An 18381-nucleotide genomic window follows, 5' to 3' on the forward strand; every position below is an offset into this window, starting at 1 on the left:
CCTCAACCGTTCAAAGCCGCCTGAAAGGCGTCCAGGGATTCCAGGGGCTTGGCGTCCAACCCCCGGTCAATACGCTTGGTCAGGCCGCACAGTACCTTGCCGGGGCCGCATTCGTACAGCGTGGTCACGCCATCGGCGGCCAGAGCCTGCACCGTTTCCACCCAGCGCACCGGGGAGTACAGCTGCCGGATCAGGGCACTGCGGATCGCCTCCGGGTCGGTTTCCCGGGCCACGTCCGCGTTATTGATCACCGGCAGTTCCGGGGCGTGGAAACGGACCTGCTCGAGGCGCTCCGCCAGCGCTTCAGCGGCCGGCTTCATCAGCGCACAGTGAGAGGGCACGCTCACCGGCAGCGGCATGGCGCGCTTGGCGCCAGCGGCTTTGCAGGCAGCAATGGCGCGCTCCACGGCGCTACCCTGGCCGGCGATCACCACCTGACCGGGGGCGTTGAGGTTGACCGCCTCCACCACTTCGCCTTGAGCGGCCTCGGCACAGGCCCGGCGCACCTGATCGTCGTCCAGACCGAGGATCGCCGCCATGGCGCCCTCGCCTTCCGCCACCGCCTGTTGCATCAACTCGCCGCGGGTGCGCACCAGGCGCACCGCGTCACCCAGGGTGATCACTCCGGCACAGGTCAGCGCGGTGTATTCACCCAAGCTGTGCCCGGCCAGCAGCGCCGGGCGCGGGCCACCGCTTTGCTCCCACTCCTTCCACAGGGCAACACCGGCGGTCAGCAACAACGGCTGAGTATTCTCGGTGCGATTGAGGTTGGCCTCGGGGCCATTCTGGGCCAGTTCCCAGAGGTCCATGTCGAGGGCGCCGGAAGCTTCCTGGAAGGCCTGGCGCACGGCGGTGTGATCGGCGAAATCGGCCAGCATACCCAGGCTCTGCGAGCCCTGACCGGGAAAAACGAAAGCGGTTTTTGACATGCGTTTCCCTGATTCGCGAAGGACGGCCGGTGGGACTCCGCGAGAGCCCGCCCCGGACGTCGGGTTATTGGATTTGGCGGCAGTATGCCTTTACCCGCCCGGCTTGTCCGTTCCGGGCTGCAACAAAGTATGAATGGCGTCGGCGCGGCATCCGTCAGGATGCGGGCTGTTCGGAGGCCTGGACCAGCGGCGCCACGGCGTCACGGATCAGTGCCGGCACGTTGCGGCGGGCTTCCAGCAGCGCCACTTCCAGGGCACTGGTAAAGCCGGCTTCGCCGGTGCCGCCATGGCTTTTCACCACCACGCCATTAAGCCCCACCAGACTGGCGCCATTGTAGCGCTCCGGATCCATGCGGCGCTTGAGGCCGTTCAACACCGGCAGGGAAAACAGGCCGCTGAGCTTGCGCCACCAGGACCGGCCGATCTCCTCACGGATCATCCCGCCGATCATGGTGGCCACGCCTTCCATGGTTTTCAATGACACGTTACCGACGAAGCCATCGCAGACCACCACGTCCACGTCACCGAGGAAGATGCCATTGCCTTCGACGAACCCCACGTAGTTGAGGTCCTCGGCGGCCTGCATCAGGGCGGCGGCCTCCTTGATCTGCTCGTTGCCCTTGATGTCCTCTTCGCCGATGTTGAGCAGCGCCACCCGTGGCTGGCTCAGCCCGTCAACGGCGCGGACCACCGCCTGCCCCATTTGCGCGAACTGCAACAGATGCTCGGGTTGGGAGTCCACATTGGCGCCCAGATCCAGCATGTGGCAATGGCCCTTGGCGGAGGGAATGGCGGTGCAGATGGCGGGACGGTCGATACCGGGAAGGGTTTTCAGTACGAAGCGGCTGACCGCCATCAGGGCACCGGTATTGCCGGCGCTGACCGCGGCCTGGGCACGGCCTTCCTTGACCAGATTGATGGCCACCCGCATGGAGGAATCTTTTTTCTGGCGCAGCGCCACCGCCACCGGGTCATCCATGGCCACCACTTCGGAAGCGGGCTCGATGGAAACGCGGGCGTGGCCCTCGAGACCGGCCTTGGCCAGCGCCGGCGCCAGAACGTCGGGATTACCGACCAGAATGATATGGAGACTGGAGTGACGGGAAAGCGCACGGCTGACGGCGGGAACGGTGACAGGTACCCCGTGATCCCCCCCCATGGCGTCCACCGCCAGAGTCACGTCTGACATGACCATTTCCTTCGAGGCATGGCGGCACCCAGAATACTCCTAATCCGACCGAGGTAAAGGCCGGACACAGACCAGTGCCCCAGAACGAAAAACGGCGCCCGTCAGACGCCGGATGCAACCGGGTGACGGGCGCCGTTCGACTTATTCTTCTTCGTCCAGGTCCGCGGTGCGCAGAACCTGGCGGCCGCGGTACATGCCGTCCGGAGAGATGTGGTGACGGCGATGCACTTCACCGGTGTTGCTGTCTTCGGTCAGCGTGGCGGCGGACAGCGCATCGTGGGAACGACGCATACCGCGCTTGGAACGGGTTTTGCGATTCTGTTGAACAGCCATTGTCGAGCTCCTCGGCGTGTTACTTGCGGCGACCCTTGAGCTGGGCCAGCACGGCAAAGGGGTTATCCGGATTGTCTTTGTCCCGGCCCTCGCCGTCTTCCCCATCGTCGCGGGTATCCGGCAGCGGATTCGGGCATTGATCATGCAGCGCCACCAGTGGCATTGCCAATAGCAGCTCTTCCTCGAGCACATCCGCCAACGGCAGGCGCTCTTCGGTGACCAGCAGAGGATCCAGGTGCGCGGGCAATGCCTTTGCCTGCTCCTCGCTCCAGACCATGGTCAGGTCCACATTGGCGAGGATCCGCTGGTGCACGGGTTCAAGGCAGCGCTGGCAAATCAACACCAACGTGGTTTCCACCTGGCCCCGAACGCACCGGTGCCCGTCCTCGTCGCGGCCAAAAGCCAGCGACACCCGGACCGGCTGGTCCTGGCTCTCGCGATATTCTCGCAGCCGGGGAAGATCCCCAACCCGAGCTTCGCCCTCGATGACGCGCTCCTGGTCCGCGAACTTGCGCGGTTCCAGGTACGGTGGCAGTTGCCCTGAAAACATAAGCGCGCAATTCTAGGCCCGCGCCGCGGCGCTGTCAAAGCGAAAATCACGCCAGCGGCCGGCACCTAACCATCTGAGAAATTTGGATTTTTCGTGCACTGCCACACCCACCTCTTTTACACTCGCTGCTTTCAAAACCGAGGAGACCATGGTGAATGACACTCAGCCGACACTGATTCTGGCCTCTTCCTCTCCGTTTCGCCGTGAGCTGCTGGGCAAACTGGGGCTGCCTTTCACCGCCGCCAGTCCGGACATCGACGAATCCGCCCTGCCCGGCGAAAGCGCCACCGAGCTGGTACTTCGCCTGGCCCGGCTGAAAGCCCGGGCCCTGGCCGCCAACCACCCCGACGCGCTGATCATCGGCTCCGACCAGGTGTGTGTGCTGGATGGCGCCATTCTCGGCAAACCCGGCGACCGGGACAACGCCATCACCCAGCTAACCAACGCCAGTGGCCGCAGCGTGGTGTTTCATACCGGCCTGTGCCTGTATAACAGCGCCACCGGCCGCCATCAAAGCGGCTGCGAAAACTTCACCGTGCATTTCCGCACTCTGGACCAGGACCGCATCCGTCGCTACGTGGACAATGAAAAACCGTTCAATTGCGCCGGCAGCTTCAAGTCCGAGGGGCTTGGCATCGTCCTGTTCAAGGCACTGGAAGGCCGGGACCCCAACGCCCTGGTAGGGCTGCCGTTGATTTTACTGACCGACTTCCTGGCCGCGGAAGGCGTCAGCCTGCCCTGACGCCGGACGTCCCTCATCAACGCAGATCCGGCAGGTACTGCTCCAGCCCCAGACTGCTGCCCAGCCCCTTGCCGATGGAAACGCCGAAGCGCTGCAGCAGTTGCTCCACCGGAGACGGGCTGTAGGTGTAGTTCACCAGCTTATCAACTCCGATGACATCGCGGGCCACCTGGCCGGGGCTCTTGAGACCGTCGATCAGCCCCAAATCCAGAGCCCGCTCACCGGTCCAGAACAGACCGGAGAACAATTCCGGATGGCCATCCACCCGCAAGCGGTCACCGCGCCCCTGCTTCACCGCGGCAATAAACTGCTGGTGAATTTCGTCCAGCATCGCCTGCACGTGCTGGCGATGGGCCGGATTGACCGGCGCGAACGGATCCATCAGGTCCTTGTTCTCGCCGGCGGTGTAGACACGGCGCTCCACGCCCAGCTTCTCCGCCGCTTCCTGCAGGCCGAATCCGGCCATGATCACGCCGATGGAGCCGACGATGCTAGCCGGATCGGCGTAGATATCATCAGCGGCCGAAGCAATATAGTAGGCCCCGGAGGCACCGGTGTCGGTGATCGCCGCATAGACTTTCTTCTCCGGATGCTTCTCGCGCAACCGCCGGATCTCGTTGTAAACCTGATTGGATTGCACCGGTGACCCGCCGGGACTGTTGATGCGCAGCAACACCGCCTTGGCGTTGTCCGCCTCGAACGCTTCCCGCAGACCGGCACTGATCAGGTCCGCCGCGGCCTCGCTGTCGGCGCTAATGACGCCGTCCACGTCCACCACCGCCACGTGGGGCTCGGAAACGGCCAAAGCGCCGTCGCGGCCGGGGATCAACATGAACAGCACGACAAACAGGTAAATAAAGGTCAGCGTCTTGAAGAAAATGCCCCAGCGGCGACTTTTACGCTGCTCCGCCTGGGCCTGTCCCAGCAGCTTCTCGATCAGCTTCCACTCTTTATTACTGCCTTGCGGCTGGGACGGCGGTTGATTCGAATCCATCTACATCTGCTCCTCGCGTGGTTACCCCTACCCCGATCAGGGGCAGTAACTGTGGCAAAGCATCGATCAGCGCCCGCGGACTCCGCTGGCGCAGGCGCTCCGGCGTGTGGGCGCCATAGCTGACCGCCACCCGGTCGACCCCGGCGGCCTCGGCCATATCCAGATCAAAGGTGGTGTCCCCCACCATCAACGCCCGCTCCGGCGCCACTCTCAATTCCTCCAGCAGCTCCAGCACCATGGCCGGATGCGGCTTGGAGCGGCTTTCATCGGCGCAACGGGAGGCGTGAAACAAGGCACCCAGGCCGGTGTTGGTCCAGACCCGGTCCAACCCCTTGCGTGACTTGCCGGTGGCGACCGCCAGCTGCAGCCCCTGCTCGCGCAGCGCCAGCAAGGTATCGCGGGCACCTGGATAAGGCACACTGGGGGAACGCTCCGCCAATACGAAATGATGAGCATACCGTTCGCGCATGGTGGTCACCATGACTTCGTCCAGAAAGGGGTACAAAGTGAGGATCGCTTCCGGCAGGCCGAGGCCGATAATGCCGCGCACCTGCTCATCTTCCAGCGCCGGCAGATCCAGATCACGGGCGGCTCCGTGCATGCAGGCGACGATACGGGCGGTGGAATCCATCACCGTGCCGTCCCAGTCGAAAATCACCAGATCGTAGCTCATGTTGCCAGCGCCTCGGGTAGCTTTACTTCAGGATCAGGATCGGGAGCGGCGCCGCAGCGCCGCCAGGATCGACTCGAAATCCTCGTCCAGGGGAGCCTCCACCCGCACCCGCTGCTCGCTGAGCGGATGCCGGAAAGTCAGGCTATGGGCATGCAGACACAAACGACGCACGCCAAGTTCCCCAAGCAGGCGATCACCCTGATCGTTGCCGTACTTGTCATCCCCCAACAGCGCGAAGCCACCGAACTGACTGTGTACGCGGATCTGGTGGGTGCGCCCGGTGCCCAGAGTCGCTTCCACCAGACTGACACCGCCGAGGCGCTCGAGCAGCCGGAAGTCGGTGATCGAGGGCTTGCCCTCCCGGGACACGCGCACCACCCGCTCGTTTCCCTGCATCAACTTGAGCAATGGCGCTTCGATACGGCGCTCCTTGCCCTTGAAGCCCTGGCATAACAGCCAGTAGCGCTTTTCCACGCCGCCCTGCTGCATCAACCGCTGCAATCGGCGCAAAAAACTGCGCCGGCGCGCCACCATGATGCAGCCACTGGTATCCCGATCAAGCCGGTGCACCAGTTCCAGTTCCCGCTCCTCCGGATAGAGCACCCGCAGCGCCTCGATCAGACCGAGACTGACGCCGCTGCCGCCGTGCACCGCCAGTCCCGCCGGCTTGTTGAAGATGAACAGGTACTCGTCTTCATAAATAAGGGTGCGGGAAAGCCGCTCCGCCAGAGCGTCGCTGACTTTCGGCGGCGCCTCGGACTCGGCGGTGCGGATCGGCGGAACGCGCACGATGTCGCCATTCGCCAGGCGGGTGGTCTGCTTGGCGCGCTTTTTGTTCACCCGTACCTCGCCGGAACGGATGATCCGGTAGATACGGGAACGGGGCACGCCCTTGAGGTGCGTGATGAGGAAATTATCCAGGCGTTGACCGTCACGCCCTTCATCAATGGTGACAAAGGATACGCGGTCGGCGGAGGGGGTCTCGGACATGCGGGGATTCTGACCTCAGCCCTCGCGCAGGTCAATTGCCCGACCAGGGCCACAGCGCCATCAGATTGATCTTATTGCGGTTTTGTTGCTATAGTGCCTTGTCTGGCAACAGCTTTACGATCGTTGCGTCCGCCCATTACTCACATTTACGGATAGCGGGGCGCGAACAGTGAAGCCGGTGGTCCCGTGAGCATGACGGGCGGCCCGGGCCGGCGCCCTGCTCCCCTATCGGGTCAAGTCAGGACGCCCCCGGAAACATATATCCTTGCCGCTTCCCGTGCCCGCCCACCCAATCAGAAACGCTCGTTGCGCCCGGTTACCGTGAAAAAATGGCCTCCGATGCGCGATCGGAACGCTGATGACAGACTCATGTCGGCCGCGGCAGGCCAACGGCGACGCGCAGCGACCATTCGCCGTCAAGATAAGACCGCCCGCCCCGCCCGACCATGATGACGTCGCGAGAACTCCCACCGGAGCGCGACGCTGCAGCATGACCTCCCGGGCCGCGTCAATGCCCGGCAGGTTGCCGACAACCTAAACAGGCGGACTGCAGCCAGGCTGAAGACAGAGAACCGGTATACAGACAAACCAAAGTTTACCCGGTCCGGCGCCAAGCAAATCCGAGCGCCGGGCACAGCGTGAAGCACAACCACGGGGCATGACATCCCCGACGCAACACCAACGGAACGACTTCCTAAATCCGGAGGAGAAAGAGTAGCGAACAGGCAGAATCATCATCGTCGTCTCCGCGCCTCAAAGCGCCGTAAACACGTGACGTTAATGCCTTTGCGGCTTTTCCTCGTTCAGGGTCAGGGTCTGATACCGGCACCAAGCCGGCCCGCTGCATGCCGCCACGAAACAACGTGGTAGCATAATGAAACGTATGTTGATCAACGCCGCCCATCCCGAAGAGGTTCGGGTGGCCCTGGTGGACGGCCAGCGTCTTTATGACCTGGATATCGAGCACCGCTCCCGCGAGCAGAAAAAAGCCAATATCTACAAAGGCAAGATCACTCGCATTGAACCCTCTCTTGAAGCCGCTTTCGTGGACTTCGGCGCCGAACGCCATGGTTTTCTGCCGCTGAAGGAAATTTCCCGTCAGTACTTCACCAAGGATCCCAAGGACATCCAGGGTCGCATCAATATAAAGGATGTGATCAAGGAAGGTCAGGAAGTGATCATCCAGGTGGACAAGGAAGAGCGCGGCAACAAAGGCGCCGCCCTGACCACCTTCATCAGCCTGGCCGGCCGTTACCTGGTGCTGATGCCCAACAATCCGCGCGCCGGCGGCATTTCCCGCCGTATCGAGGGCGAGGAACGCCAGCAGCTCAAGGAAGCCCTGGCCAGCCTCAAGCTGCCCGATGAAATGGGCGTGATCGTGCGTACCGCCGGTCTCGGCCGTGGCGCCGAGGAACTGCAGTGGGACCTGGATTACCTGCTCAAATTGTGGGACTCCATTTCCGAAGCATCGCAGTCCCGCAAGGCCCCGTTCCTGATCTATCAGGAATCCAATGTCATCATCCGCGCCATCCGCGACTACCTGCGCAAGGACATCGGCGAGGTGCTAATCGACTCCGAGAAGGTGTTCGAGGAAGCCCAGGCCTTCGTCCAGCAGGTGATGGCCGACTACAAGCACAAGATCAAGCTGTATAACGAGGAGATCCCGCTGTTCTCCCGTTTCCAGATCGAATCCCAGATCGAGACCGCGTTCGAACGGGAAGTGAAACTGCCTTCCGGCGGCTCCATCGTTATCGATCCCACCGAAGCGCTGGTGTCCATCGACATCAACTCCTCCCGTGCCACCAAGGGCGCGGACATCGAGGAAACCGCCCTGCAAACCAACCTGGAAGCCGCCGACGAGATCGCCCGGCAACTGCGGTTGCGGGATATCGGCGGCCTGATCGTGGTGGACTTCATCGATATGGGGCCAGCCCGCAACCAGCGCGAAGTGGAAAACCGCATGCGCGACGCCCTGGAAGCGGACCGTGCCCGCATCCAGCTGGGCCGTATTTCACGCTTCGGTCTGCTGGAACTGTCCCGTCAGCGGCTGCGCCCCAGCCTCGGCGAGACCTCCAGCATCGTTTGCCCGCGCTGTAATGGCCAGGGCCATATCCGTGACGTGAAGTCCCTGGCGCTGAGCATCCTGCGCCTGATCGAAGAAGAGGTGATGAAGGAGCGCACCGGCGAAATCCAGGCCCAGGTACCGGTGGCCGTGGGCACCTTCCTGCTCAACGAAAAACGCCCCGTGCTGCGCGATATCGAAACCGCGCACAACGCCCGGGTGGTGGTGATCCCCAACCCGAACCTGGAAACGCCCCACTTCCTGGTCGAACGGATCCGCGACGATCAAGTCAAATCGCAGACCAGCCACGAGCTGGAACTGGTGGACAACAGCGCCGAGGAGCCCGTCACCAATACCCAGGAAGCCCCGGCGAAACCCCAGGAGCCGGCGGTCAAGCTGATCACTCCGGACACCGCTCCGCCAACGCCCAAGGCGCAGCCGGCCGCCGCGGCCCCTGCACCCGCGGCCGCACCGGCGGCGGCCGAAAGCGCTCCCGGCCTGTTCGCCCGACTGCTGGGCTGGTTCGCTGCCGTGTTCGGTGGCGGTGCCGGGCAGGAACAGAAACAGCAATCCAAGGGCGGCCAGAAAGACGGACGCCGCCAGCAGGAGCGCGCTCCGCAAAACCGTGACCAGCGCGACAACCGCGACAAAGAGCGCGGCCGCCGTCAGCCGGAGCGGGGCAACAACCGCAATAATCGCAACCGGCGGGATGACTCGGAGCAGCAGGACGATAACCGTCGTGGTAACCGTGGCAACCAGAATCGCAACCGCAACAAGGCGGAGGGTCGCGACGGTGACAACGCCGGCGGCGGCAATAACCGCCGCGGTCGCAACCGTGGCGGCGACCGCTCCTCGGACAACAAAAGCACGGACAACAAGTCCAGCGACGCCAAGTCCAGCGATACCAAGGCCACTGATGCCAAGGCGAATGAAAGCCAGGGCCGTCAGGAACGCCGTGGCGAAGGCCCCAAAGCCAACCGCCGCCAGGAAGCCAAGGATGATCGTCCGCTGCGCGAACGCGAACGACCGCGCAAGAGCCAGGACGACCGCAAGGCCCCGCAGCAGGACGCTCAGCAGCAGCGCAAGGAAGAGCCTCGCAACGACGGCAACAAGGCCGCCGCGCAACGGGACAACGGCCAGCGCCGCAATGATCAGCGCCAGCAAAACGCCGGCCGTGGCGAGTCCCAAGCGGACGACAAGCAGGATGCCGGTAACGGCGGCGCTCCGGTTCAACCACCGTTGATGACCAGTGAGGACAATACGCCGGGACGCGATCAGGAACGCGGCGACAGCCGTCCGCCCAAGGCCAAGCTGGTGCCAGCCCAGGAAGGGGCCCACGAAGGCGGCGAAGGCAATGCGCAAGCCGAGCAGGCACCGGCCCAGGCCAATCCGGCTCAGGCCAAACCTGTCCAGGATGGCGATGCCAGCAAAGACGCTCCGGCGGAGCAACAAAAGGACAGCTCCCGGCAGCAACACGACAAGCCGGTAAGCAAGCCGCAACAGCCGGAACAGGAAACCAAGCAGGAAGCGCCGAAGCCCGCCGCCGAAGCGCCGGCCCGGGACGAGAACCCGGCGGCCGCAGCCGAAGCGGAAGAGCAGTCAGTACCGCGTGCCGGCAACGATCCGCGCCAGCGTAACCGCCAGGCCGCGGCCCAGGCCCAGGCCGAGACCAAGCCGCAAGCGTCCGAGCCGGAACACACCAACGACGGCCCGGCCACGCAACCGGAACCCGTTACCAAACCGGTAGTGGAAAAACCGGCGGCGCCGGCGGCGGAAGAACCGCAACCGGCGGTTGAGCCAGCCCCTGCTCCAGTCAAGGCCGCGGAGAAAGCGCCGGAAAAAGCCGAGGACAGCAAGCCGGTCCCGGCCGAGCCGCCGAAACCGGCAGCGCCGACGGTTGAACCGGAAACGGAACAGAAAGCCGAGCCGAAAGCGGAACCGACGGCCGCAACGTCCCCCACGGACGACGCCAAGCCGGAAGTTGACAGCAAACCGGCGGAAGCGGCAAAGCCGTCGGTCAGCGCGGAACAGCCGGCACCGGCGAGCGACGCCCAAGGCACCGGCTCCGAAGCCGCGCCTCAAGCGCCGGCCGCCGCTCCGCAGGGCCGGGCCAGCAATGACCCGCGCCTGCGCCGTCGTCAGCAACAGCAGCAGGCGGCCGCCGCGGCGGACAGCACCAAGGACGCCGACACCGGCGCCTGATGTCCTGATCCTTCAGGCATGAAAAAGCCCTCGCCGGGTTACCGGCGAGGGCTTTTTTTATTTCACCATGACTCCAGCACCGAACTTCGCTGGACTACGCCGCAGCCCGATACAGCAGGTTTATCAATAACTTAGGCGGATTCATCATATGCCGGTGCTTTCTGAAACTTGACCCGGCTTCCACCCGCTTGGCTCCCAACAGGCTCCTGGAAATCGGGTCTTCCGAGGAGTCATCATGGCGAAAATCAAACTCACCAAGTCCGCAGTCGATGCGGCACAAGCCCGAGCGCAGCCAGTCGAACTGCGCGATACCCTGGTTCCTGGCTTCCTGTGCAAGATCACCCCGGCAGGCCGCAAGGTGTTCATGCTCCAGTACCGCACGAATGCCGGAGAGCGGCGCAAACCTGCCTTGGGTCTGTACGGGGAACTGACCGTCGAACAGGCTCGGTCGCTGGCGCAGGAGTGGCTGGCGCAAGTGCGCCGGGGTGGCGACCCTGCTGCAGAGAAGGCTGCAGCGCGTCAGGCACCCACGGTCAAGGAACTGTGCATCAAGTTCATGGAGGACTACTCCAGCCAGCGCAACAAGCCGAGCACGCAAGAAGGCTATCAGAGCGTCATTGATCGCAACATTATCCCAATGCTTGGCCGTATGAAGGTACAGGATTTGAAGCGGCCTGACGTGGCTTCGATGATGAAGAAGATGGCGCACAAACCCGCCGATGCGAACCGCACGTTCAGCGTGATGCGCAAGATGTTCAACTTGGCAGAGGTATGGGGCTATCGCCCTGACGGCACCAATCCATGCCGCCATGTACCCATGTACCCGAACGGCAAGGCGACTCACCTCATCAGCGACGAGGAAATGGGCAAGTTGTTTCGCTACCTTGACCAGTTGGAGGCGGAAGGGCTGGAGCATGCTGTGATCCCGTTGGCCATCCGCCTGCAATTCGAGTTTGCCGCTCGCCTTTCTGAGATCGTCTCACTCCAATGGGATTGGATTGATCTGGAAAACCGGCGGGTGGTGTGGCCTGACAGCAAGACAGGCGGCATGTCCAAGCCCATGAGCGAAGAAGCCTATCGGCTTCTTTCGACGGCGGCTCGCAATGCGACGACGCCCCATGTACTACCGTCTCCGCGTCACCCCGCTCGGCATCTGACCGATGGCGAGTATTACAACGGTTGGAGTCGCACTCTCAAAGCTGCAGGCGTGACGCATGTGGGCACGCACGGTATCCGTCACCGCTCGGCGACGGACATTGCCAATTCTGGCATCCCGGTGAAGGTCGGTATGGCGCTGACGGCGCACAAGACCGTGGCGATGTTCATGCGCTACGTCCACACCGAAGACAAACCAGTGCGGGAGGCCGCTGAGTTGGTGGCGAGCCGACGCAAGGCGATCACCGGCGCTAAGCAATCGCCTGCGGAGGTGACAGCATGAGCAGACGCAGGGTTGCCAACCCTTCACCAACAGAGCCGAAGGCGCTGTTGGGTGACATTCGGGCACTGATCGAGGCATCGCACCAGCGCGCCGCCTCGGCGGTCAATGCCGAACTGACCTTGCTGTTCTGGAGGATCGGCCAGCGTATCCATACGGAGGTGCTGGCCGGGCAGCGGGCCGAGTACGGCGAGGAAATCATGCCATCCCTGGCCGAGCAGCTTGTCCGCGACTACGGGCGCAGTTTCGCGGACAAGAACCTGCGCCGGATGGTGCAGTTCGCGGCCACTTACCCCGAAGAGCCAATTGTCGTGACGCTGTCACGACAATTGAGCTGGTCGCATTTCGTGGCCTTGCTGCCGCTGAAAGATTCGCTCCAGCGGGACTATTACGCGCAGATGGCAGGTGCCGAGGGCTGGAGCGTGCGGACGCTACGCGAGCGCATCGACTCAATGCTGTACGAACGCACAGCGCTGTCTCAGAAGCCAGAGGAAACCATCGCGCAGGAACTGGCGACCCTGCGCGATGCAAAGCGCATGACCCCAGCACTGGTCATGCGCGATCCCTACATCCTCGACTTCCTGGGGCTGCGGGATAGCTGGCAGGAAAGCGATCTGGAGGCGGCCATCATCCGCGAAATGGAAGCCTTCCTGCTGGAGCTGGGGGCGGGCTTCTGCTTCGTCGCGCGGCAGAAACGCATCCAGATTGACGACGACGACTTTCACCTTGACCTGCTGTTCTACAACCGCAAGCTGCGGCGGCTGGTGGCGGTGGAGTTGAAGATCGGCGAGTTCAAGGCGGCCTACAAAGGGCAGATGGAGCTTTACCTGCGCTGGCTGGACAAGCATGAGCGGGAGCCGGAAGAAGCCTCGCCGCTGGGGATCATCCTTTGCACCGGCAAGAAGCGCGAACAGATCGAATTGCTGGAACTGGACAAGTCAGGCATCCATGTCGCCGAGTACCTGACCAGCTTGCCGCCGCGAGCGGTGCTGGGCGAGAAGCTGCAGCAGGCGACCGAGCGGGCGCGGTTGCAGATCGAGCAGCGGGAACCTGGCGAAAGTCCTGACAGCACCATCCGTGCGTCCCGGCGTCCCGGCGTCGGGTTCGCGGGCTGCGCCCCGCGCTTCGTGTCGAATCGCGGCCATTCGGCTTTGACCCCTGACGCCTTCGGCCCTGACGGGCCTGCGCGCTCCGCTTGCCCGAAAGTCGACTGTGTGAAGTGGGCGGGTGTAGGCGGTCTTGCTGTTCCCTTCACCGTATCACGGCGTTCTCGCCGTCAATGACTGCGCGTGTTCGCACGCTTGCGGCCTGTCGGCCGTCTTCGATCCCTGACTGCTTGCGCTGCGCCGTGCTGGCCACGGTTCCGGGCAATTCCGCCCGAGCAACCGGAGCACGATCATGTCCCAACTGTCTTTTTCCTCGCTCGATGACGCTTTGCTGGTGCGTGACGCCAAGGGGCGCTACCTGCCGGCATCGGTGGATCAAATTCTTGAAGCGGCACGCCAGGCCATTGAACTGAAGATGCAACGTGGTGCTGAGTTCATTTCCCCGGTGCTGGTCAAAGAGTACCTGCGCAACAAGCTGGCAGGTTTCGAGCATGAAGTCTTTGCGATACTGTTTCTGGATACGCGCCACCGGTTGATCGAGTACCGGGAGATGTTCCACGGCACCATCGACAGTGCCTCGGTGTATCCGCGTGAAGTGGTCAAGGAGGCGCTACGGCTCAATGCGGCGGCGGTGATCCTCTCGCACAACCATCCGAGCGGGAGTCCTGAGCCGTCTCAGGCCGACAAGATGCTGACGCAGCGGCTTAAGGAAGCGCTGGGGTTGGTCGATATACGCGTGCTCGATCATGTCATTGTCGGCGGCAGCAGTTCCACGTCCTTCGCCGAACATGGCCTGTTGTGACTTCCAGGGGGTTCAGCCCCTTTTGTCGTAACCAATTACAGTAGTAGGAAAATCTGCGCCGCTATGGCAATCACATTTCTATCCAGAGATGATCAATTATTATCCTATTCGGGTTTTGGTGACGCGTATGAATTGACCGCAACGAGGCCATTCTGGACATTATGTCGTGCCTACTCAGGGAGAGCTTATCTGCAAGAGACCAGTCCTCAGTTTTAGAGGATTCTAATTCATCAATCCATTGATCAATTTTTTTGGTCCATGTGGCTATATCATCCGCCTGAATATAACCGATCATTGCTGCTCGGCTATGTGCTGCGCCATGATGCCCTGCCTTAAATCGCTGAATTCCTCCAGTGCTGCTGAAGCAACTGTAGATGTATTCTCGCTCATCGCGCTTACTGCCCACCGGAGTAGGTAGCCGCTTACACTCTATTGGCAACAGAGTTTGATATTCCGTATATTCGCGTCCCTCAATCCAAATCATCGTTCCGGCCGGGGCTATAGCAATATCTATTGAACGACGCCCATCAGTATCATCGGGCTCCTCTCTTTTGAATTGAAGGAAATCCCATCCCGGGGTATGCCGACTTGCACTCGTGAGGCGCGAGCATAGTTGTGCAGTCAAGCTATTTTCACTAGTTTGACATGGCCTTATGGGGTCGTCGCGCCAGGTTGGCAAAACATTTTCGATAAAGTTAATCAAAGAATCAAACCATTCACCAGACAAGCAGACGTTGCTATCTAGTGCTCCTGAATACGCTTCTCCTCCAATTTCATCCGCAAGCATTGTTAAAACCCCTGCATGCGTAGATCGGACAGAACGTCATCAGCATCACGAAGTGCAATTGAACGCATCCAGAACCTATGGCGATCAGGCTTTAGAAGGAATAAAAAATTCTTGTCATAGAGCCTAGTGATGCGCGTAATATTCAGATTATTCCCTCTCTTCTCACAAAGAAGAGCATCCAGGCGATTACGCAAATCGCCAGCATCTGACCAGTCCACTGATCCATCACCGAAAGCGTATGTTTTGCAAATAGCACCCGACCATCTCTCCATTGGAAGTGCTCGCAAAGAATTTCGCCCATAAACTCCGTTAACTTGAGCAGTGAAAACATCATCAAATGCGCTAAGAGCATCTAGCTCTACTTGCTGCATTGCGGGGGACGCAGTGCCCAATCGAATGAGGTCACGTTGGAATGAGACAATGTCCTCAGCGATAATTAGTTCATTGCTACTTACGTCAAGATTTCCGTCCTCTGGATACGGAAGGGAGAGAATATCCGCATTGAAAATAGAGGTGGCACGCTGTGTAAATAAGCGTGAACTTATTCCAGCGGCGAACGCTCGCAAAACAGTTGAATGAGTGCGAAGCCAATCTGCAACCTCATCCAGTTTCTCCGCGTTGCCGGGAGCGGAAAATCCAACTATTTCGTTTTTATAAGCTAGATACCCGTCTTTCCATAAATCAAAATAAAGATCCTCATGCTCTTTAATAAGCAGAAGTGGGGGCATAAACCGATTTTCTGACTTCGGATCTTTGATCGGATCATTAGGTACAACGCTGAGCAAGGATCGGTCAATGCCGTCAGCCCCCAGTGCCTGAGTTGGTAGTAGCGCCTTCCCAATCAAGTGCTGGACATTTTCAGAGCTATTCTTTTGTCCGCCAAAATACCCTTCGCCAAAATCCCATCCTTGCTTTGTGGCCAAGTCCTTTAGCGTTGAATATTTCCGTAAACGCGTGATCATGCTATGAACGCGACTTCCCCCCAGCAAGTTTGCACGCCAAATGTCCTGAGATTTCGCCGCATCGCGATTCCGAATCCAGTGAATATCGTAATAGTCGATATCAAATCCCTGCTCCGCGGTCGCGCGGCCATTGCGACGGAAAATTGCATGAAGCAAGCGATCCTCGGCTGCCGGCTTCTTTGCTTCAGCAATTACCACGACAATTTTAGGATCAGCGCCTCCTTTTTTGAAAAGCCCTCGCACAGAAACGAAATCTAAAATTTCACGCGTTTTCCAGCGTTCAAGAAAGGTGCGCCGAAAGGAAAGCGAATGCTGGTTGTAAAGAAAACCAGCTGGCTCAACCATTGCCAATATGCCATTTTCGACGAGCATCTCCATTGCTTCGTGGAGAAAAAGGTATGCCAACTGCTTGTCCGCCAGAGGGCCATGCAATTTCTTATAAGAAGCATAGCTGCGGCGTGCGCCATCTGTAGTCAAAGATGATTCAAATGGAGGATTGCCCACCACTACGGAAATCGGCGATGTTACTAGTCCTTTTTGCTTTGCCTCAAAAAAACAACTGTGATGCAGCGTTACATCGGCTAAAGGCGGAAATAGCTTAACGCTCGAGCGGATTTCTTCCGGCTGTAGTGCATCACACAAGCTCAAACATAAGCTAAATGCTGCGAGTTCAACTGCTCCGTCTTCGACGTCAATTCCGTGTACACGCTGAAGTAGGAGGCGCAGATCATCTATGCCTGGCCGCGCCCAGTCATTACGCCAGCGCCAGTGTAAAACCAGTCGTTTGTACGCCTCGACTAAAAAGACGCCTGATCCACATGCTGGATCAAGAATCACCCCATCTCCTGCCATTAGTTCATCAAGCCGACTCCAGCTTAGTGACTCTTCCAGCATTAATCTAACTAACGCAGGAGGTGTATAGATAGAGCTCGATGCATCTTTGACAAAAAGCTGATAAATGTTGCTGATCAGCTCAACCGGCAAGTCTTTGAATGAATACAGCTTCCACAGACTAAGCTGCCCACCACCATCCTCAAAGCCTTCAATAAGTCTCGCGTAGTTTTCAAGTTCGGTATTGCCTGCTAATGTTGAATGCTCATCTTTTGACAAACGAAAAACGTGACCGTTAAATCGTTCCTCTAGCGTTATTAGAAGCGTTGATAACGCCTTGCCATCTTTGAGAACTTCAAAGAAGCGCCTGGCTCCTTGGCACGCATTGCCGAAATCAGCAGGCAACAGAACAGATCGCTCTTCAAGGTAGGCGATGAGTAGCGACAGAATAAGAAGTTTTCGGCTTAGGCGAGGTGCGAGTAGTCGCCGCTCTGAAAGTTTACCCGCTAGCGTCCGTACAGCTTCAACCAGAGTTCGATGCGCAGCTTTCTGCGCAGAAAGCATTAATTTGCAGGCGTCGGGATCATCCCAGATCGCTCCGTTGTGAATCCTATCGGCATCCCACCATACATCTGCCGCAGCGATTTTTGCCCCAAGGATAAGAGTTCTTACAGGGTTACAAACTGGGGCGCCATCTTTGCCCAGAAAATCTGGCGCATGAGCGCACCGGAATAGTTGAATGCAGCCCGGCAAGGCCCGATACGCAAGTGGAACTCCCCCCCAACTCCAGAGGCGTTTATGCAATTCTGCAAAACGTGTGTCATCAGGCTCATCTGTGGAATTAAATATAAAAGCCTGTGCAACAGGGGCACGACCATGACGTGCCTCCTCAAAAAAGACAGCGCGTGCCCCATAGGATCGGGCCTTCTCCATAATGGAGACTTCTTCTGGAGGTCTTCCCTTATGATCATAATTGCTGACGGCAACCAGTCCCGCAATGCTGGAGACCTCGTGGCCTTCACGAATCAAGCGCAACCAGTCAACCGACATGTGTGAAATATCGCGCGCATCAAGTGTCATTTTGACCGCCATTGCGCTGAACCCGATTGATATGAATGGATAAGGTCTTATTCACTGGTTTGACCATTTTTCTTCAAGAGAGAGAAGCCTTCTTTTAAAAGGTCGGTCATGCTGACGCCTTGAGCAACGGCATACCCTTTGAATTGTTTTTTGAATTCCGGGCTGACTTTGAAATTGAGCGACGCTCCTTTGTCGGAGTTCGCTGTGACTTCTTTTTCGCCTGTAGCCACCTTGCTGCCAGTCATTGGACGCTCTCCATTTAGCGATCGTCCTTACGAACAGGACTATGTTTGGATTATGCGGCATTTCTGGCTTTGTTGAAAGCCAGAAAGCCAGAAATCATTACTTAAAGATATGCTGAAAGGGCGTCCCCGGCCAAGAAGCATGACCGGTCGCGCTGTCGTGCTGCGCATCGAGCCTCGCTACGCGAGTCTCGCCCCTGACGGGCTTCCATCGTTCCCTCGCTCCGCTCAGCTGACGCCTACGGCCCGGCTTCCAGCTTCGGGCCTGCGCGCTTCGCTTGCGTGCGGTTTGCACATCGCGGCGGCTGTTGCCATGTCCAGCCGTCTCTCCTGACTCCATCACCTTGCTCGCGACTGTAGCCCGTGGCCGCGTGCCATCAAGGCGCGCCAGGCCGTGTCCTCGGCTGCGCCTGCGGGCCGCACCTACCTGCCGCTTTTCTCCTTGACTGCCCACGTCCGTGGGCTCCTGACC

At 60.0% G+C, this 18381-nt stretch carries 15 protein-coding genes; 5 read left to right on the forward strand and 10 right to left on the reverse strand.

The genetic code is table 11. The annotated features are described in order from the left end of the window. Nucleotides 1–2: 2 nt before the first annotated feature. The 4 genes from fabD to B5T_RS13515 all read right to left on the reverse strand — a co-directional run bounded on the left by fabD (nt 3) and on the right by B5T_RS13515 (nt 3001). Nucleotides 3–929 carry an ACP S-malonyltransferase gene (gene fabD / locus B5T_RS13500; protein ID WP_014995067.1) on the reverse strand — a complete coding sequence of 309 codons (927 nt, stop codon included), beginning with the start codon at nt 927–929 and terminating at the stop codon, nt 3–5. 154 nt (nt 930–1083) lie between these two features. Further along, a complete protein-coding gene (plsX, locus tag B5T_RS13505; protein ID WP_014995068.1) occupies nt 1084–2118 on the reverse strand; it encodes a phosphate acyltransferase PlsX in 1035 nt (344 codons plus the stop codon). A 141-nt stretch (nt 2119–2259) separates the two neighbouring features. Continuing rightward, nucleotides 2260–2451 (reverse strand): 50S ribosomal protein L32, encoded by a 192-nt coding sequence (gene rpmF / locus B5T_RS13510; RefSeq protein ID WP_014995069.1) that lies wholly within the window; start codon nt 2449–2451, stop codon nt 2260–2262. A 19-nt stretch (nt 2452–2470) separates the two neighbouring features. Continuing rightward, the gene (locus tag B5T_RS13515; RefSeq protein ID WP_014995070.1) at nt 2471–3001 is read right to left on the reverse strand and encodes a YceD family protein; all 531 of its coding nucleotides are present in this window, start codon (nt 2999–3001) and stop codon (nt 2471–2473) included. 148 nt (nt 3002–3149) lie between these two features. Here B5T_RS13515 and B5T_RS13520 point away from each other — a divergent pair, with 148 nt between their 5' ends. Further along, the gene (locus tag B5T_RS13520) at nt 3150–3743 is read left to right on the forward strand and encodes a Maf family protein (RefSeq protein ID WP_014995071.1); all 594 of its coding nucleotides are present in this window, start codon (nt 3150–3152) and stop codon (nt 3741–3743) included. 16 nt (nt 3744–3759) lie between these two features. Here B5T_RS13520 and sppA read toward each other — a convergent pair whose 3' ends face one another. Genes sppA through B5T_RS13535 form a run of 3 tightly spaced genes read right to left on the reverse strand, consistent with a single transcriptional unit; the run spans nt 3760 to nt 6400 of the window. After that, nucleotides 3760–4737, reverse strand: coding sequence for a signal peptide peptidase SppA (sppA, locus tag B5T_RS13525; RefSeq protein ID WP_014995072.1), 978 nt, complete (start codon nt 4735–4737; stop codon nt 3760–3762). Beyond that, nucleotides 4697–5410, reverse strand: coding sequence for an HAD-IA family hydrolase (locus tag B5T_RS13530; protein WP_014995073.1), 714 nt, complete (start codon nt 5408–5410; stop codon nt 4697–4699). Before B5T_RS13530 ends, sppA begins: the two co-directional genes overlap by 41 nt. Nucleotides 5411–5443: 33 nt before the next feature. Then, nucleotides 5444–6400 (reverse strand): RluA family pseudouridine synthase, encoded by a 957-nt coding sequence (locus B5T_RS13535; RefSeq protein ID WP_014995074.1) that lies wholly within the window; start codon nt 6398–6400, stop codon nt 5444–5446. 874 nt (nt 6401–7274) lie between these two features. On the opposite strand from B5T_RS13535, the gene rne reads away from it, so the two are divergent. The 4 genes from rne to radC all read left to right on the forward strand — a co-directional run bounded on the left by rne (nt 7275) and on the right by radC (nt 14007). Further along, nucleotides 7275–10664 carry a ribonuclease E gene (gene rne / locus B5T_RS13540; RefSeq protein ID WP_188832204.1) on the forward strand — a complete coding sequence of 1130 codons (3390 nt, stop codon included), beginning with the start codon at nt 7275–7277 and terminating at the stop codon, nt 10662–10664. 235 nt (nt 10665–10899) lie between these two features. Then, nucleotides 10900–12102: a tyrosine-type recombinase/integrase gene (locus B5T_RS13545; RefSeq protein WP_014995076.1), complete on the forward strand. Its 1203-nt coding sequence runs from the start codon at nt 10900–10902 to the stop codon at nt 12100–12102. After that, on the forward strand, nt 12099–13382 hold the full coding sequence (locus B5T_RS13550) for a PDDEXK nuclease domain-containing protein (RefSeq protein ID WP_051015483.1): 1284 nt from the start codon (nt 12099–12101) through the stop codon (nt 13380–13382). The genes B5T_RS13545 and B5T_RS13550 overlap by 4 nt, the downstream gene beginning before the upstream one ends. 115 nt (nt 13383–13497) lie before the next feature. Continuing rightward, on the forward strand, nt 13498–14007 hold the full coding sequence (gene radC, locus B5T_RS13555) for a RadC family protein (protein WP_014995078.1): 510 nt from the start codon (nt 13498–13500) through the stop codon (nt 14005–14007). Between the two features lie 70 nt (nt 14008–14077). On the opposite strand, the gene B5T_RS22735 is transcribed toward radC, so the two are convergent. Genes B5T_RS22735 through B5T_RS13575 form a run of 3 tightly spaced genes read right to left on the reverse strand, consistent with a single transcriptional unit; the run spans nt 14078 to nt 17912 of the window. Continuing rightward, nucleotides 14078–14794: a hypothetical protein gene (locus B5T_RS22735; RefSeq protein ID WP_014995079.1), complete on the reverse strand. Its 717-nt coding sequence runs from the start codon at nt 14792–14794 to the stop codon at nt 14078–14080. Between the two features lie 2 nt (nt 14795–14796). Beyond that, entirely contained in the window at nt 14797–17679 is a 2883-nt protein-coding gene (locus B5T_RS22740; RefSeq protein WP_202803006.1) for an HsdM family class I SAM-dependent methyltransferase, read from the reverse strand. 35 nt (nt 17680–17714) lie between these two features. Next, the gene (locus tag B5T_RS13575; protein WP_014995081.1) at nt 17715–17912 is read right to left on the reverse strand and encodes a hypothetical protein; all 198 of its coding nucleotides are present in this window, start codon (nt 17910–17912) and stop codon (nt 17715–17717) included. Nucleotides 17913–18381 lie beyond the last annotated feature (469 nt).

The sequence above is a fragment of the Alloalcanivorax dieselolei B5 genome (assembly GCF_000300005.1).
GTDB lineage: Bacteria > Pseudomonadota > Gammaproteobacteria > Pseudomonadales > Alcanivoracaceae > Alloalcanivorax > Alloalcanivorax dieselolei.

Coding starts and splice junctions, on each gene's coding strand:
- sppA (WP_014995072.1), bottom strand. CDS start 4,737: ATGGATTCGAATCAACCGCCGTCCCAGCCGCAAGGCAGTAATAAAGAG.
- rne (WP_188832204.1), top strand. CDS start 7,275: ATGAAACGTATGTTGATCAACGCCGCCCATCCCGAAGAGGTTCGGGTG.
- rpmF (WP_014995069.1), bottom strand. CDS start 2,451: ATGGCTGTTCAACAGAATCGCAAAACCCGTTCCAAGCGCGGTATGCGT.
- B5T_RS13530 (WP_014995073.1), bottom strand. CDS start 5,410: ATGAGCTACGATCTGGTGATTTTCGACTGGGACGGCACGGTGATGGAT.
- B5T_RS13520 (WP_014995071.1), top strand. CDS start 3,150: ATGGTGAATGACACTCAGCCGACACTGATTCTGGCCTCTTCCTCTCCG.
- B5T_RS13575 (WP_014995081.1), bottom strand. CDS start 17,912: ATGACTGGCAGCAAGGTGGCTACAGGCGAAAAAGAAGTCACAGCGAAC.
- B5T_RS13515 (WP_014995070.1), bottom strand. CDS start 3,001: ATGTTTTCAGGGCAACTGCCACCGTACCTGGAACCGCGCAAGTTCGCG.
- fabD (WP_014995067.1), bottom strand. CDS start 929: ATGTCAAAAACCGCTTTCGTTTTTCCCGGTCAGGGCTCGCAGAGCCTG.
- radC (WP_014995078.1), top strand. CDS start 13,498: ATGTCCCAACTGTCTTTTTCCTCGCTCGATGACGCTTTGCTGGTGCGT.
- B5T_RS22740 (WP_202803006.1), bottom strand. CDS start 17,679: ATGGCGGTCAAAATGACACTTGATGCGCGCGATATTTCACACATGTCG.
- B5T_RS22735 (WP_014995079.1), bottom strand. CDS start 14,794: ATGCTTGCGGATGAAATTGGAGGAGAAGCGTATTCAGGAGCACTAGAT.
- B5T_RS13545 (WP_014995076.1), top strand. CDS start 10,900: ATGGCGAAAATCAAACTCACCAAGTCCGCAGTCGATGCGGCACAAGCC.
- plsX (WP_014995068.1), bottom strand. CDS start 2,118: ATGTCAGACGTGACTCTGGCGGTGGACGCCATGGGGGGGGATCACGGG.
- B5T_RS13550 (WP_051015483.1), top strand. CDS start 12,099: ATGAGCAGACGCAGGGTTGCCAACCCTTCACCAACAGAGCCGAAGGCG.
- B5T_RS13535 (WP_014995074.1), bottom strand. CDS start 6,400: ATGTCCGAGACCCCCTCCGCCGACCGCGTATCCTTTGTCACCATTGAT.